The 15,798-nt window shown below is 71.8% G+C and carries 11 protein-coding genes; 4 read left to right on the top strand and 7 right to left on the bottom strand.

All coding sequences use genetic code 11. The annotated features are described in order from the left end of the window. Window positions 1-149: 149 nt before the first annotated feature. From carB to Pla133_RS24560, 4 genes are all read right to left on the bottom strand, one after another. Window positions 150-3,395 (bottom strand): carbamoyl-phosphate synthase large subunit, encoded by a 3,246-nt coding sequence (gene carB / locus Pla133_RS24570; RefSeq protein WP_145070306.1) that lies wholly within the window; start codon window positions 3,393-3,395, stop codon window positions 150-152. Between the two features lie 206 nt (window positions 3,396-3,601). After that, window positions 3,602-4,708, bottom strand: a complete 1,107-nt coding sequence (locus Pla133_RS24565) for a 3-dehydroquinate synthase (protein ID WP_419191937.1) — start codon at window positions 4,706-4,708, stop codon at window positions 3,602-3,604. Further along, complete coding sequence (locus Pla133_RS26770; RefSeq protein WP_419191936.1) at window positions 4,705-6,045, bottom strand: hypothetical protein; 1,341 nt, start codon at window positions 6,043-6,045, stop codon at window positions 4,705-4,707. Before Pla133_RS26770 ends, Pla133_RS24565 begins: the two co-directional genes overlap by 4 nt. A 45-nt stretch (window positions 6,046-6,090) precedes the next feature. Continuing rightward, complete coding sequence (locus tag Pla133_RS24560) at window positions 6,091-6,906, bottom strand: gamma-glutamyl-gamma-aminobutyrate hydrolase family protein (RefSeq protein WP_419191935.1); 816 nt, start codon at window positions 6,904-6,906, stop codon at window positions 6,091-6,093. Window positions 6,907-7,008: 102 nt separating this feature from the next. Between Pla133_RS24560 and Pla133_RS24555 the strand changes: the two genes are divergently transcribed. Both Pla133_RS24555 and Pla133_RS24550 read left to right on the top strand, forming a co-directional pair. Continuing rightward, the gene (locus Pla133_RS24555) at window positions 7,009-8,424 is read left to right on the top strand and encodes a sulfatase family protein (RefSeq protein ID WP_145070300.1); all 1,416 of its coding nucleotides are present in this window, start codon (window positions 7,009-7,011) and stop codon (window positions 8,422-8,424) included. Window positions 8,425-8,444: 20 nt separating this feature from the next. After that, entirely contained in the window at window positions 8,445-9,437 is a 993-nt protein-coding gene (locus tag Pla133_RS24550) for a calcium/sodium antiporter (protein ID WP_145070298.1), read from the top strand. A 66-nt stretch (window positions 9,438-9,503) separates the two neighbouring features. Here the strand turns inward: Pla133_RS24550 and Pla133_RS24545 are convergent, their stop codons facing one another. Beyond that, window positions 9,504-9,977, bottom strand: a complete 474-nt coding sequence (locus tag Pla133_RS24545) for a DUF4870 domain-containing protein (protein ID WP_419191934.1) — start codon at window positions 9,975-9,977, stop codon at window positions 9,504-9,506. A 234-nt stretch (window positions 9,978-10,211) separates the two neighbouring features. On the opposite strand from Pla133_RS24545, the gene Pla133_RS24540 reads away from it, so the two are divergent. Beyond that, the gene (locus Pla133_RS24540) at window positions 10,212-10,574 is read left to right on the top strand and encodes a hypothetical protein (RefSeq protein WP_145070295.1); all 363 of its coding nucleotides are present in this window, start codon (window positions 10,212-10,214) and stop codon (window positions 10,572-10,574) included. A gap of 96 nt (window positions 10,575-10,670) precedes the next feature. On the opposite strand, the gene Pla133_RS24535 is transcribed toward Pla133_RS24540, so the two are convergent. Next, complete coding sequence (locus Pla133_RS24535; protein ID WP_145070293.1) at window positions 10,671-13,796, bottom strand: bifunctional serine/threonine-protein kinase/formylglycine-generating enzyme family protein; 3,126 nt, start codon at window positions 13,794-13,796, stop codon at window positions 10,671-10,673. A 111-nt stretch (window positions 13,797-13,907) separates the two neighbouring features. Further along, the gene (locus Pla133_RS24530) at window positions 13,908-14,960 is read right to left on the bottom strand and encodes an agmatinase family protein (protein WP_419191933.1); all 1,053 of its coding nucleotides are present in this window, start codon (window positions 14,958-14,960) and stop codon (window positions 13,908-13,910) included. Between the two features lie 195 nt (window positions 14,961-15,155). Here Pla133_RS24530 and Pla133_RS24525 point away from each other — a divergent pair, with 195 nt between their 5' ends. Beyond that, window positions 15,156-15,755, top strand: a complete 600-nt coding sequence (locus Pla133_RS24525) for an RNA polymerase sigma factor (RefSeq protein ID WP_145070289.1) — start codon at window positions 15,156-15,158, stop codon at window positions 15,753-15,755. Window positions 15,756-15,798 lie beyond the last annotated feature (43 nt).

Genomic DNA, 15,798 nt, shown 5'->3' with positions numbered 1-15,798 from the left:
TTATCACGAAGGCGAGGATCCGCCAACCGACCCTCTGGGCGTTATCTGCGTCCAGGCCCAACCCTGGGCTTCCCTACAGAAGCGACGTCCTTCCCCGCAACGCGCCGAGGCGTGTACGAGGTCGCACCATCGAGCCGGCCGCGGCCGACTCAGACTCGCGCTGCTTCGGGGCTGATGATCGTCGCGTGGTGCTCGGACAGCGAGCAGACCTCGAAGTCACCCCGGTGCAAGGCGGACAGGGCCGCAACCAGCGCGCTGATGCCGGCCATCGTCGTCACAACGGGGATCCCTCCGGCCACCGCGGCGGCGCGGATGGTGGAGTCGTCCATGCGTTGCTGGCGTCCGGCGGGTGTGTTGAGCACCAGATCGATCTCCCGGTTCACGATCATGTCGGCGATGTGCGGCCGACCCTCGTGGACCTTGTTGACGCGCGTCACGGCGATGCCGTTGCTGGTCAGGGTGCGGAAGGTGCCCTCGGTCGCGATCAGCTCGTAGCCGAGCTGCTCCAGCTGGCGCGCCTCGGGCACCACCGCGCGCTTGTCGGAGGCCTTGACCGTGACCAGCACCCGCCCGCGCTTGGGCAACTTCATCCCGGCGGCCATGAAGGCCTTGAGGAAGGCGAAGCCCAGGTCGGTCGAGATTCCCATCACCTCGCCCGTCGAGCGCATCTCGGGGCTCAGGCGGAAGTCGGTGTTGGGGAAGCGGTTGTGGGGGAAGACCGGCGCCTTGACCGAGAAGTAGGGCGGCACGATCTCGGTCGTGAAGCCGAGCTCCTCGAGCGTCTTGCCGCACATGACCTTGGCCGCGAGCTTGGCCAGGGGCACCCCGATCGCCTTGGACACGAAGGGCACGGTGCGCGAGGCGCGCGGGTTGACCTCCAGGATGTAGACCTGGTCGTCCTTCACCGCGAACTGCACGTTCATCAGGCCGATGACCTCGAGTTCGGTCGCCATGGCCTTGGTCGCCGCGATGATCTCCTCGATCGTGCTCGCATCGAGGGTGTGCGGCGGCAGCACGCAGGTCGAGTCGCCCGAGTGCACCCCGGCCTGCTCGATGTGCTCCATCACGCCGCCGACGACGACGCGCTGGCCGTCGCTGATCGCGTCCACGTCGACCTCGATCGCGTCGGCCAGGAACTTGTCGACCAGCACCGGTCGGTCGGGCGAGGCCTCGACCGCGTGGGTCATGAAGTGGTCGAGCGCCTCGTCGTCGTGGACGATCTCCATGGCGCGCCCGCCGAGCACGTAGGAGGGCCGCACGATCACCGGGTAGCCGATGCGGCGCGCGATCTCGAAGGCCTCGCCGGCGGTGGTGGCCAGCCCGTTCTCCGGCTGGCGCAGGCCTAGCTTCTGCAGGAAGGCGGTGAACTGCTTGCGGTCCTCGGCGCGGTCGATGGACTCGACCGAGGTGCCGATCAGCGGCGCGCCGTTGCGCGCCAGGCCAGCGGCCAGGTTCAGGGGTGTCTGCCCGCCGAACTGCACGATGATGCCCTTGGGCTTGGCCGCGTCGACGATATGCAGCACGTCCTCTTCGGTCAGGGGCTCGAAGAAGAGGTGGTCGGAGGTGTCGTAGTCGGTCGAGACCGTCTCCGGGTTCGAGTTGACCATGATCGACTCCATGCCGATCTCGCGCGCCGCGAAGGCCGCGTGCACGCAGCAGTAGTCGAACTCGATGCCCTGCCCGATGCGGTTGGGTCCACCGCCAAGGATCATGATCCGATCCACGTCGCCGGCGCGCTCCTCGGACTCGTGGTCTTCCCAGGTCGAGTAGTAGTACGGTGTGGCCGCCGCGAACTCGGCCGCGCAGGTGTCGACCAGCTTGTAGACCGGCTTGAGGTCGAGCTGCTTGCGCAGGGCGCGGATGTCGTCGGCGGTCTGCCCGGTGGCGTGGCCGATCTGGCGATCGGAGTAGCCCATGCGCTTGGCCTCGCGCAGCAGCTCGTAGTCGAGCTTGGCGCCGCGCAGCTCGCTCTCGAAGTCCACCAGCTCGCGCATGTTCTCGAGGAACCAGCGGTCGATCTTGGTGGCCTCGTGCACGGCCTCCACGTCCCACCCCGCGCGCAGGGCGCGGCCCACGGCCACCAGGCGGTCGGGGTTGGGCCGACGCAGCAGTTGGGCCAGGGCATCGTGATCCGGAGCCACCGCCTGCATCTGGTCGGGGCGCTCGAAGCCCAGGCCCGAGAGGCCGACTTCGAGCCCGCGCAGGGCCTTCTGCAGCGACTCCTTGAAGGTCCGGCCGATGCTCATCACCTCGCCCACGCTCTTCATCTGCGTGGTCAGGGTCGTGTCGGCGCCGGGGAACTTCTCGAAGGCGAAGCGCGGGATCTTGGTGACGACGTAGTCGATCGTCGGCTCGAAGCAGGCCGGCGTCTGCTTCGTGATGTCGTTGCTGATCTCGTCGAGCGTGTAGCCCACGGCCAACTTGGCGGCGAACTTGGCGATCGGGAACCCGGTGGCCTTCGAAGCCAGGGCCGACGAGCGCGACACGCGCGGGTTCATCTCGATCACGATCATGCGGCCGGTGTGCGGCTCGATCGCGAACTGCACGTTGGACCCGCCGCACTCCACGCCGATCTCGCGCATGATCGCCAGGGAGGCGTTCCGCATGCGCTGGTACTCGCGGTCGGTCAGGGTCTGCGCCGGCGCGACGGTGATCGAGTCACCGGTGTGGACACCCATCGGATCGACGTTCTCGATCGCGCAGATGATCACGCAGTTGTCGGCGGAGTCGCGCATGACCTCCATCTCGAACTCCTTCCAACCGCCCAGGAACTCCTCCACGAGTACCTCGGAGGCGATCGAGAGCTCCAGTCCCCGGCGCACGATCGACTCGAACTCGTCGACGTTGTAGGCGATACCGCCGCCGGCGCCACCCAGGGTGAAGGCCGGGCGAATCACGCACGGCAGGCCCAGCTCGGCCAGGGCCGCGCGGGCGTCGTCCATGTTGTGGGCGATGCCCGAGCGCGCGCTCTCCAGGCCGCAGCGCATCATCGCGGTGCGGAACAGGTCGCGGTCTTCGGCCTTGCGGATCACCGCGGCGTTGGCGCCGAGCATCTCGATGCCGAGCTCGTCGAGCACGCCGGAGTCGTACAGGGCCAGGGCAGTGTTGAGTCCGGTCTGCCCGCCGAGGGTCGGCAGGATCGCGTCCGGCCGCTCTCGCCGCAGGATCTTGGCCACGGTGTCCGGCGTGATCGGCTCCACGTAGACCGCATCGGCGGTCTCCGGGTCCGTCATGATCGTGGCCGGGTTCGAGTTGACCAGGATCACCCTGTAGCCCTCCTCGCGGAGGGCCTTGCAGGCCTGGGTACCCGAGTAGTCGAATTCACAAGCCTGACCGATGACGATCGGGCCGCTGCCGATGATCAGGATCGAGTCCAGGTCCTGGCGCTTGGGCATGGACGGTCTTGCGTCGGAACGCGGTGGGGGGAGGCGCGGATGGCGGGGTCCTCGGGTCCACCGCGAACCCCCGGGGTGCGGGGCGCGTCGGCGGCGAGGGGGACGGTGATGGGGCCGGCCTGGGACCGTCCGCGGAGCGATCGGCGGAGCCTGGCTAGCGCCGCAGTATAGCCCGCCGAGGGCGGCGGGCCGGCCTCGGCGGCGGGCTAGTCGGCCAGCACCACCGACAGGTCCGCCTCGTCGACCGCGACGCCGTGGTCGATCGCTCCCGCGGCGCGCGGCAGGACGAAGCGCAGCCGTCCGCCCGAGCGCTTCTTGTCGCCATCCATGGCCCGACGCAGTTCCGCCGGGTGAAGGGTCAGGTCGCGCGCCGAGCGCAGTTGGGCCAGGCCCGCGGGCAGGCCCAGGGAGCGCAACAGCCGCGCGAGGCGTTCTGGCAGGGCGAGGTCCTCGAGCGTCCCGCAGCGCGCGGCCAGGTCCGTGGCGCAGCCCAGCCCGACGGCGACGCAGACCCCGTGGGGGACGATGCCGTAGCCGGCGACCGCCTCGATCGCGTGGCCGAAGGTGTGGCCCAGGTTGAGTACCGCCCGGCGCCCGGCCTCGCGCTCGTCCTCGGCTACCACCCGCGCCTTGGTACGCACGCAGTCTGCGACAACCAGGGCCAACGCGTCGGGGTCGCCCTCGAGCAGGGCCGGCGCCAGGGCCTCGACCCGGGCCAGGAGCTGCGGGCCGGCGATCAGGGCCGTCTTGACCACCTCGCCCAGGCCCGAGGCCAGCTCGTCCCTGGGCAGGGTGGCCAGGACCAGGGTGTCGGCCAGGACGCGCTGCGGCTGGTGGAAGGCACCGACCAGGTTCTTGGCCCGCGGCAGGTTGACCGCCGTCTTGCCGCCCACGGAGGCGTCGACCTGGGCCAGGAGGGTGGTGGGGCAGCTCACGAAGGGCACGCCGCGCAGGTACAGGGCCGCCGCCAGGCCGCCCACGTCGCCGGTCGCCCCGCCGCCGAACAGGCCCAGGCGACAGCCGCGCTCGAGCCCCGCCTCCGCCAGGGACTCGAGCAGCTCGCCCAGACCGGCCCACGTCTTGGCCTCTTCGCCGGGGGGCAGCTCGAGGGTCCGCTCGCGCCAAGCGGTCGGCAGCCGCTGGCCGTGCAAGGCCAGGGCGCGGGCGTCGGCCACCAGGGCCGCGACGGGTTCGCCGTCCGCGAGGGCCAGGGCCCCTGGCCCGACGGTGATCGTCGTCCGTCGGCCCCCGGGCAGGTCGAGGCGAATGTCGATCAGCTCACCTGCACCCGGCCCGGGGTCGGCCGCGCTCACGCCTCGACCGTCGCCGCCCGCCGGGCGCGCCGCCGCTCGATGAGCTTGAGTTGTAGCGCCTTCGAACGCGCCTGGCTGCGCTGCCACAGGATCGCGATGGTCAGGGTCATCAACACCAAGAAACCGAGGAACGCGGCGCCGAAGACCCTCAGCGTGATGTCGTTGCCCGGGTTGAAGGTGCGCAGCTCGCGGGCGGCGAAGACCGGCACCAGCCGCCGCACGTTGTCGACCGTGTCGTAGGCCATGTTCTTGATGAACACGAGCTGCCCCTCGACCAGGTCCTTCATGGCCAGCTCGTCGGTACCGGCCGACGAGATCGTGAACAGCATCGGCGAGTGCCGCGTCCAGGTGGAGTTGCCGATCCAGGACTCGTAGACGTAGTCCAGGCGCGCCGGGTTCTCGCCGGCGGCCTTGCGGCTCATCGACTGCACGCGACTGGCCGGCAGCACGAAGGCTTGACCGCGGTACTCGTCACCGTTCTCGACGATGCGGTCCATCAACTCGCCGTTCAGCTCCGGCGCCTGTTCCCAGTCGATCGCGTCGGCGGGCATGTCGCGCATCCAGGCCAGGACGCGCCAACGCACGAGGTCCGGAAAGGAGCCGGGGGCGTCGAGTCCGTCGTCGGCGATGCCCAGCAGCAGCTCGCGCTCGATCTGCGCCACCTGCCCGAAGTCCTCGTAGGAGCGCACGATCCTGCTGCCGACCACCATCGGGCCGGTGACCCAGGCACCGTCCTTGTCCTGGTCGGAGAGCAACTTGAAGAACAGCCCGTCCAGGCGTGCCCACTGTCCGGCGGCCAGGTCGCGATCGACCAGGCGCGGCGAGCGCACGTGGACGACGTCGCCCTCGGAGGTGCGCAGCAGCGCGGCCCAGTGCTTCGTTCCGGAGGGAGCGACCCGCTCGCGGAGGTCGAGCACTTCGCCGCGCACGGAGTAGAAGTCCCCCCGGTGCGCCGCCGGGTCGGCGCGGATCGCGGCCACGGCCGCGGCGTCCATGCGCTGGGTGTCGGCCGTCTCGTAGTGGGTCGGCGTGAGGCTGCGGACGTGGGCCAGCAGGACCTCGAGCTCGTCGTGCTCGATCAGCACGCGCTCTTCATCCGTCGCGTCGCTCACGCCCTCGAAGAGGCCCGGCGGGGGCGCGGGGACCTCGATCGTGGCCTCTCCGACGACCGGCAGGTCCGCTTCGGCAGCCTCGTCGAGGCCGTCGCGGCGCAGTTGGTTGAAGGCGTAGGCCCCGATCACCAACAGGAGCGCGACGGACATCGCGATCAGCTTGATCTTCTCGCCGTTGCCGCCGGCCGCTGCCGCCGGTATCTCGGCTCCCTTGTACTTTCGCATGGTCTTCGGCTTCCGTCGCTGGGGTGATCTGGAGGACGCGCGCGTTCAGCGCGCGGTCGGACCCGCCCCGGGCAGGGCGGACGCTGCGCTCGCAACGCAGGTCGGCGGAGCAGCACTCGCGCGCACTCGAGCCGAGCGCTGGGCGCGCCAATCGCGCGCCGCGCTCACCAGGGCTTCGAACAGCCGTGCGTTCCGATCGTGGGGTTCGACCAAGGCTCCTGTAGTCGTCGAAAGCTCGGGGTGCCACTGGGTGCCGAGGACGAATCGATCGCCGTCCAGCTCGACGGCCTCGATCAGACCCTCGTCGTCGGTGGCGGCCACGCGCCAGGCCCCGCCCAGACCCGAGATGGCCTGGTGGTGCCGAGAAACGACTGCCAGGGGCTCTACGCCCACGATCCGAGCCAGTTTCGTTCCGCCTCGGGCGACGATCCCGTGGACCGTGTCCCCGGAGTGTTGGGCGCAGCCCGGACGGTCCTCCGGCAGGTGTTGGAAGAGCTCGCCCCCGCCCGCCAGGGCCATCAGCTGCATGCCGTAGCAGATCCCGAGCAGCGGCAGCCCCAGCTCGAGGGCGGCCCGGACCAGCTCCAGATCGGCGTCCTGCTTCAGGGTTGGCACCGGCGTGGCGGACGGGTGGGTGGGCCCCAGACCGAGCCGCTCGGTGTCGAAGTCGTCGCCCCCGGTCAGGACCAGGCCGTCGAGGGCCTCGAGTTGGGCGGCGAGCTCCCCCGCGTCGGTGGTGGGGTAGAGGCCCACGGGCACGGCGCCCGCGCGCCGCACCGCCTCGCCGTAGCGCAGGGGCAGGTCGACGCGCCAGACGCGCCGCTCCTCCAGCCCCCCGATGAGTCCGATCGTGGGTTGCACGGCCGTGATCTTACGCCCGCCGCGAAGGGCGCCGTACCCTCGGTGGGCGCGCTCTCCATCGGGTCCACTCCGGTACCCGGGACCCCGCGCGCCGCGATCGCCATGCTGCGAACTTCCGCCCTCCTGACCGTGATCCTGGCCGCGCCGACCGGCGTCGCTCTCCCCGCGGCCGAACCGTCCCAGGACGGCGAGCGCGCCGCGCGCCCGGCCCCGAACATCCTCTTCGTGCTGGCCGACGACCTGGGTTGGGGCGATCCCTCCTGCTACGGGAACCCGGACTACGACACCCCCAACATCGATCAGCTCGCCGCCCAGGGCAGCCTGTTCACGAACTTCTACGCGGCCGCGCCGACGTGCAGCCCCAGCCGCGCCGCCTTCATGTCCGGGCGCTTCCCGGCCGAACTCGCGATCCACGGGCCCCTGCACGTGGACCAGGAGGACGACGGGGTCGAGTGGCTCGACGCGCGGCTGCCCAACGTGGCGAACGTCCTGGCCAGCGCCGGCTACCGCACGGCGCACTTCGGCAAGTGGCACCTGGGCGCGCCGGCCGAGGGCGCGCCGACCCTCGAGGAATACGGCTTCGACCGGGCCCGGATCGCCAAGCGCTGGGACGGCGAGCGCAGCCTGTGGCGCACCGACCGCGCGGGCTCCTCGCGTCAGATCGTCGACGAGGCCCTGGACTTCATCGACGCCGAGGACGAGCGGCCCTTCTACGCCCAGCTCTGGCTGCTCGACCCCCACGCACCCCTCTCGACCGAGATCCCGCGGCTCGAGAACTACGCCGTCTTCGGGCCGCCCTCCGGCAATCCGCCCGGGGCCAAGGCCCTCTACGCGGCCCACGTGGGCGAGCTCGACGTGCAGCTCGGGCGGTTGATGAACGCCCTCTCCAAGCGTCGACTGAACCGCAACACGATCGTGATCTTCGCCTCCGACAACGGGCCCGAGGTGCAGGACATCCGCAACGCGAGCTACTCCGCGGCCGGCAGCTCCGGGCCCTTCCGCGGCACCAAGCGCAGCCTGTACGAGGGCGGCCTGCGGGTGCCCTTGATCGTGCGCTGGCCCGGTCGCGTGCCGGCCGGGCGGATCGAGCGCGAGGCCGTGGTCTCGGGGGTCGACTTCCTGCCGACCCTGGCCCGGATGGGGCGCGCGGAGCTGACGCCGGAGACGGAGCTCGACGGCGAGGATGTCAGCGACGTGTTCTTCGGCGCCTCGCGGCCGCGCGGCACGCCGCTGTTCTACGAGTCGCGCGTGGTCCAGCAGGGTCGCTACATCGATCGCAGCCCCTCCCTGGGTCTGCGCGACGGCGAGTGGATGCTGCTGCTCGAGCCCGACGGCGGTCGCACCGAGCTCTTCAACCTGGTCCGCGATCCGGTCGAGCTGCGCAACCTGGCGGAGGCCGAGGCCGAGCGGCTCGAAGCCCTGCGCGCCGCGGCCCTCGAGTGGTTCGCGGGTCTGGCGCCGCGCGATCCCGCGGGCAGCTTGGGTCTGGATCCGTGGCCGTGGGTGGTCGGCCGCTGAGGGCGGCTATCATCCCGCCCGTGCCCTTCGAAGATCCCACCTGGTTGACCGTCAGTCTGCTCCTCGTCGCGGGCTTCATGCTCCTGGCCAAGGGCGCGGATTGGCTCGTGACGGGTTCCAGCGCCCTCGCGCGCCGCATCGGCGTCAGCAGCCTCGCGATCGGCCTGACGGTGGTGGCCTGGGGCACCTCGGCACCGGAGGTGGTGGTCTCCTCCATGGCCGCGCTGCAGGGCGCCAGCGCGATCAGCCTGGGTAACGTCCTGGGCAGCAACATCGCCAACATCGGCCTGGTGCTCGGCGCCTGCGCGATGGTCATGCCGCGGGTCCTGGAGCATCGCCTGGGTCGCCGCGACACGGTCTGGCTGTTCGGTTCCCTGGCCGGCCTGTGGCTGGTCTGTGCCGACGGAGCGTTGACGCGCCTGGACGCCATCGCGCTCTTGGTGCTGTTCGCGATCTACAACGGCGTGTTGTGGATCACCGCGCGGGAGCGGGGCGGCGAGGGCGAGGTCGAGGGAACCGCGAACCGCAATTCGATCCTGCTGACGGTCTCGGGCATGGTCGGTGTCGCGGTCGGCGCCTGGGCCATGGTCGAGGGCGCCAAGGCCGGCGCCGTGAAGCTCGAGGTGGACGAGCGCATCGTGGGCCTGACGGTGGTCGCGGTCGGCACGTCGCTGCCCGAGCTGGCCGCGGGCCTCGGAAGCGCCTTCAAGGGCGAGGCCGAGATCAGCATCGGCAACGTGGTCGGCAGCAACGTGTTCAACCTGCTCGCCGTACTCGGCATCGTCGGCGTCGTGCGGCCCCTGACGGCGGAGGCGATGGGCGACGACGCCAGCCGTGCCGAGCTCGCGGCGGCCTTCGAGGGCGCCCTCTCCACCGACCTGTGGATCGTGCTGGCCTTCAGCGTGGCCGCGATCGTCCTTCCCGCCATCGGCGGCGCGCGCCTGGGGCGCGTGAAGGGCGCGGCGTTGCTCGGGGCCTACTCGATCTACACCTGGACGCTGTTCCAGGGCTGAGGGGCGACCAGCCGACCGACCGCCGAGCACCGGATGGACGCTTCGCTGCTCGTCGCGACCCGGCGCTCAAGCGCCCATGGCCGGGCGGGCGTCGCCCTCGTCCGCCCCGGCCTCGCGACCGTCTTGGACCGGCGGCCCGATCAACTCGAAGGCCAAGGGGTACTCGAAGAACTTGCCGTTGCCGGCGCGGATCGCCGCGACCAGGGGCAGGGCGAGGTCGATCAGGATCAGCACCGCCAGGGCCGGGAAGCCGATCAGGATCAGGCAGAGCGGGATCGTGACCAGCTTCATGATCCAGATCGAGAGCTGGAAGTTGAGGCTCGCCCGGGCGTGGCGCTCGACCTCCGGGTCCTCGCGGCCCTTGGTGATCCAGATCACGAAGATCGGAATCAGGTCCCCCAAGATCGGCAGGACGTAGAAACCGTAGGCGCCCAGGTGGGAGAGCACGCGCCAGGTCGTCGGGCCGGGCGTCACGGCTTCGGCCGCGTCCACCGGGGTGGAGGGACGCCGGGCGCGGAGGGGTTCTTGGGGTCGTTCCATGGGCGGCTGGCGGGTGGCCGGGGTGCCCCGCGGGGCTCCAGGGCGCCGGGACAGTCCTTGTTGGGATCTGCCGCCAGGCCCTTCCACCACCGCCCATTGGGAGGCACGGACCTGGACCGAGGAATTTCGCCGCTCCCGAGGTTCCCCTGGGCGTCCAGTCCCCGTTCGTGGATCCTGGTGGGCTCCCGTGCGGGGTCTGCGCGGAGCAGGCCCCATCGGCCCCGGCAATCGACCATGGTTGAAGTGAAGATCAAGGGCACCGTGTCCCCCAACGGCCAGGTCGCGGCCGGTGAGGGCTTCAAGGTCGTGGAACTCGGCCGCCACGCGAGTGGCTGGAAGCGCTTCCGCGTCAAGATCGAGTCGATCGAGCTGCTCGCCTCGGTGGAGAGCGTCAAGTCGACGTCCAAACGTGCCACGGACGCGGGCGATCCCGCGGCCGGCCTGGAGTTCAAGGCGCGGCCGACGATCGAGAAGATCGACCCGCCGAAGAAGAGCTTCGTCGTCGTCTCCGGGTACACCCGGCCTCCACACGGCAAGCCCGCCGGCGGCCACCACGGTTTCTCCTTCGTGGCCGTGGGCGAGAGCCCCGGCTGCTAGCCCGGATCGATCCCTTCCGCCGGCGATCGCCGGCGGCGGCCTGACTCGCGCAGCGCAGCGCGCGGCCGCACTGGGATCCGAGTCGATCCGGGCTGACTACTCCCCTTCGGATCCCAGTGGAGCGCGCATGGCGGCGCGCAGGCCGAGATTGGAGAAGCTGCTGCGCGCGGCGTGGCGTTCGCGGAAGGTCACCCGCGCCTCCTGGTGCGAGCTGGTGAAGGCTCCGCCGCGGGCCACGTGGTCCGCGTCCGGGTCGAGCGCCGGTTCGCCGGGCGCGACGCGTTCCCCGCGCCCGAACCACAGGGGTGGGGCCCCGGGGTCGTCCTCCGCCGGGTAGGGCCCGAAGGCGTCGGCGCACCACTCGTAGACGTTGCCCGCCACGTCGTGAAGGCCGTAGGCGTTCGCGGGGAAGCTGCCCACGGGACCGTGCACCACGAAGGGGTCGGTGTGCTCGGGGTTCTTGGCCAGGTAGATCGCCCACTGCGAGGGCGCGCCGGGGATCGCCGCGGCGACGCCGTCGACCAGGTTGGCGGCGTCGCGCAGGGACGCGGGGTCGTCGCCGGTGGGCCAACGATCGTCGCTGCGAGCCGAGGCCGCGACCTCGAACTGGGCCTCGGTGGGCAGCTCCAGCCCGACCGTGGCGAGCACCGCCACGGCCTCCGACCAGCGCACGTTCTCGACGGGGTTCAGCGGCGTGATCGTGATCGAGTCGTCGCCCGAGTCCTCGTAGCGGTAGGCGCTGGGGTTGGCACCGGCCAGGCGCTCCCACTGCGCCTGGGTCAGCTCGTGCTTGGCCATCAGCCACGGATCGAGGTAGACGGTGTGCAGTCGCCGTTCGTCGTCCCGGGCCAGGGGGTCGTAGAGCTCGTCGCCCGGCTCGGCGCCGTTCCCGAGCAGGTCGTCGCCGCCGGGCACCAACACCAGCACTACGGCGGACCCGGCGCCCAGCTCCAACCGTCCGTCCGCGCCGCGCCGTGGTGCTGCGCCGGTGGCCAGGTGAGCGAACTCGAGCAGCCCAGAGAGTGGATCGACACCCAAGGGCGCGAGGCGCCGGTCGGGGACCAGGGCGATGCCGCCGTAGGGGCCCGCGGGGTCAGCGGCCACCGCGGCGGCGTCGCGCCAGGCGGCGCGGGCCTCGTCACCCGCCTGCCAGGCGACCATCGCCCGCGCTGACTCGAGCCGGTCCTCGACGCCCAGGCCGAATTCCGGGGTCGTTCCGCGCCGCGGCCCGGGCACCAGGCCCGCCAGGGCGTCCAGGCGGCGCTCGATCGAGTCGCGCTCGGGACTGCCCGCAGAGGCCAGGGCGGCGGCAAAGGGCACGCCGCCCAAGCCCAGAGCATCCGCGGCGGAAACGCTCCCCGAACGCAGGCTGTCCGCGGCGGCCGCGGCCTCGCCCGCCATGGCGCGCAGGTCGATCACGATCTCTTGCGGGAAGCCGCTGCGCTCCAACACGGCGGCTGTGCGCTCGATGCGGCGGGCCTCGTCCAGGGCCTGCGCGCGCTGTTGGCTCTCGGGTCCCCGGCGCGGCAGGGCGGCGGAGGACTTGACCACGCGGCTGTCGTACCAAGCACCGATGGTGCCGGCGCCGAACTCGGTGCGCGCCAACTCGAGCACCGCGTCGGCCTCGGCGATCCAGGCTTCGTAGGCCTCGATCAGCGATGGATCGATCGACTGCAGCTCGGACGCCGAGCGCTCCAGCTCGTCCAGCCGCGCGATCGACGCGTAGTTGTCCCGTGCGCTCTCCAGGCTCTGGGCCTCGAGCGCCTTCTCGGCGGCCCGCGCCTCGCTGGCGAGCCATCCGGCGCCCGACAGGCAGGCCAGGAGCAGCCCGGCCGCAACCGCGCCGGACAGGGCTCGGTTGCGTTCGATCCACTTGGCCGCGGAGACGAGCACGCCGGTGCGGTGGGCGCGCACCACGCGCCGCTCGAGGTAGGCGCGCAGGTCGTCGACGAAGTCGCCGACGTCGGGGTAGCGGTCCGCGGGCTCGGCCGCCATGGCTCGCCGGCAGATGGCGCGCAGCTCGGCCGGCGCTTGGGGCGCGGCCTCGTCGATGGACAGGGGGCGCGTCTGGCGCACCCGGTCGTAGAGGGTGTCGAAGTCGTCCGCCGCTCGCCCGAGCTCGCCGTAGGGAGCGTGCCCGGCCAGCACGTGGTAGAGGATCGCGCCCAGGGCGTATTCGTCCGACGCCGGACCCACGTCACCGTGGCGACCCTGGGCCTGCTCCGGCGACATGTACGCCAGGGTTCCAAGGACCGTGCCCTCGCGGGTGGTGGTCGGGTCGGCGTGGTCCGATTGCGAGCGGTCGCGACCGTCGGTCACGACGGACGCCGGCTCGACGGTCGGGCTCGCGTAGGCGTCGACCTCCGCGACGACCTCCTCCTCCTCGCCGACCAGCCGCGCCAGGCCCCAGTCCATCACGTACACGGCGCCGAACGCCCCGACCATGATGTTGTCGGGCTTCAGGTCGCGGTGCACCACGCCGCGGCTGTGGGCGTAGGCCACCGACTCGGAGGCGCGCACCAACGTCTCGATGGCGCGTTCGCGGTTCCAGGTGATGCCGCCGGCGACCTTGGCCGCGGGGTTGTCGCCGCTGGCGTGCAGGGCGCGGATCGCGTCGCCGAAGCACACGCCGTGCACGAGCTGCATGGCGAAGAAGGGGCGCCCGTCCGGCTCCACGCCCACGTCGTAGACCGGCACCACGCCCGGGTGCTCGAGCTGGGCCGTGACCTGGGCCTCGTCGATGAAGCGCCGCACCAGCGAGGGGTCCGGCCGCCCGCCGCGCATGCGGTCCGGGCGCAGGCTCTTGAGCGCCAGCTCGCGCCGCAGGGAGCGGTCGGTGACCCGGTGGATCACGCCCATGCCGCCCTGGCCGATCTTGCGGCCGCGGTGGAAGCGGTCGGAGTTCGGTCCCAGCCGGCGCAGCTCCTCGATCCGTGCGCGCAGCTCGTTGCTGGCCTGGATCTCCTCGTCCAGGGCGAAGCGCAACAGGGCCGAGAGGTGCTGGCGCGCCCGCCCCTGGTCGCCCTCCTCGAGGGCGTCCAGGAAGTCGTCGAGGTCGCGGTCCGACAGGACGGTCTCGCTCTCCAGGCGCGCCGAGCGTTCCTCGGTGTCGAGGTGCATCAGCTCCTCGAACCAGCGCTCGAAGGCCTGATCGCGGACCGAGTCCTCGCGGACTGAATCCTCGCGGGAGGGGTCTCGGGGTTCGTTCTGCTCGCTGGCCATCGATCTCTCCGGGCGGGACTCCCCCCTAGGGAAACGGAATCGCGGCCCCGATCGATCCAATCGGCGCGCGAATCTCGAACGGCGTGGCTGCCGAGGCCGCGGTACCGACCGTCAGCGCGTGCTCAGGGCGCAGCCGATCAGGCGGTAGAGCAGCCGGGCGCCCACGTTGGCGTCCCAACTGGCACCCGGCGCCTCGCCGGTGACCTCGGGGTGCTCGGCCACCTCCACCAGGTCGCAGCCCACGACCTTCTTGCCGGCGGCCGCCAGGCGCACCAGCCACAGCATGGTCTCGTTCCAGGACAGGCCGCCGGGGACCGGGGTGCCCGTCTGGGGGCACAGGGAGGGGTCCAAGCCGTCCACGTCGAAGGTGATCCAGACGTGCTCGGGCAGGCGCGCCAGGTGCTCGTCGACCACCGGCCGCAGGTCCGCGCCGGACATGCGGGTGGCCGCCCAGCGGTCGTCGAACAGGGTCGTGATGCGCTCGGGGTGGGCGCCGATCCACTCGGCCTCCTCGTCGCACAGGTCGCGGACGCCGACCTGGACCACGTGGCCGATCCCGTCCAGGTGCTCGACCACGTTGCGGAGGATCGAGGCGTGGCTCCACTCGAAGCCCTCGTAGGCCAGGCGCAGGTCCGCGTGGGCGTCGAAGTGCAGGATCCCGAGCCCCGGGTGGGCGCGGGCGGCGGCGCCGATGGCACCGAAGGGCACGGCGTGGTCGCCGCCGAGGATCACGGGCAGCCGGCCCTCGGCCAGGAGCGCCGCGGTGTGGGCGTGGACCACGCGGTTGAGCTCCGCCCCGGCCTCGTTGACCCCGGCCAGGTCCGCCTCGAGGGCCGCGTTGCCCTCGACCACGCCGCCCGCAGCGATCACCCGCCGGGCGGGCTCGAAGGCCGCCGCCTGCAGGGCCGCGACCCGCGGGTCGGCCTCGCGCATCACGATCCCGGAGCGCCAGGGAGCGCCGAACAGGCGGTCGAAGAGGTCGACCTGCAGGCTGGCGGTCGCGACCGCCTCGGGGCCGGCGGCGGCCCCCGGGCGGAAGGAGGTCGTGGCGTCGAAGCCCACCGGGATGACGTGGACCGCGGCCTGCTCGGGGTCGCTGCCGAGGCCGAAGAGACCCGCATCGGGATCGGCGGCGGCGTTGGGGTCGAAGCTCTCGGTTCTCATGGGCAGGTGCATCCTGGGGCCCGCAAGGCCGCTCTGGCACGCTGATTGTGGCGGATCTGACCTCGAACCCAAGAGTTCGAGCCATGGCGCCGTTCCCAGGTCGGAGCCCGGGCGGGAAGCCTCCCGCGCGCTCTGCCACACCGATTGCCCCGCCGAGCCCCTGTTCGGGCGCCGCGGGCTGAGTCCGAGAACCGCATGGACGAGCGAACCGACGGCGAACTCCTGACCGCTTGGGTCAAGGGCGACCAAGGAGCCTTCACGACCCTGGTCGAGCGACATCAGACGGTGCTCCTGCGGCACGCGCGGGCCCTGTTGGGTCCTGGCGGCGCCGCCGAGGACGTGGTCCAGGAGGCCTTCGTGCGCCTGGCGCGGCGACCTCCGGCCCTCGCGGCGGACTCGGTGGGCGATGGGGAACGCGAGACCGCGCAGCTGCGCGGCTGGCTCCACACGGTCACGAGGAATGCAGCCATGGACATGATGCGAAGCGACGCGCGGCGGACACGCCGCGAGAGCGAGGTGGCGCCCGAGGAGGCCACCGGCGGGGGGCTCGACGGCGTCGAGGCCGAAGACACCCGCGAGGCCGTGGAGCGCGGCCTCGACCGCCTGCCGCCGGCCCAGCGCGAGGTGCTGGTGCTGCGGCTCGTCGGCGAGCGCAGCTACCGCGAGATCGCCGAGATCACCGGCCGCAAGACGGGCACGGTCGGCTGGCTGATTTCGGAGGGGTTGAAGGCCCTGTCGAACGAGCTCGCGCACCTCTGCCCGGCCACGGCCGGCGGCGAAGGGGGTGCGCTGTGAGCGGGAAGCGACGGGACGAGCCGCGGGACGAGCCGCGAAACGG

Source organism: Engelhardtia mirabilis (genome assembly GCF_007748095.1).
GTDB lineage: Bacteria > Planctomycetota > UBA1135 > UBA1135.
This window is presented reverse-complemented; position numbering and strand designations above follow the sequence as displayed.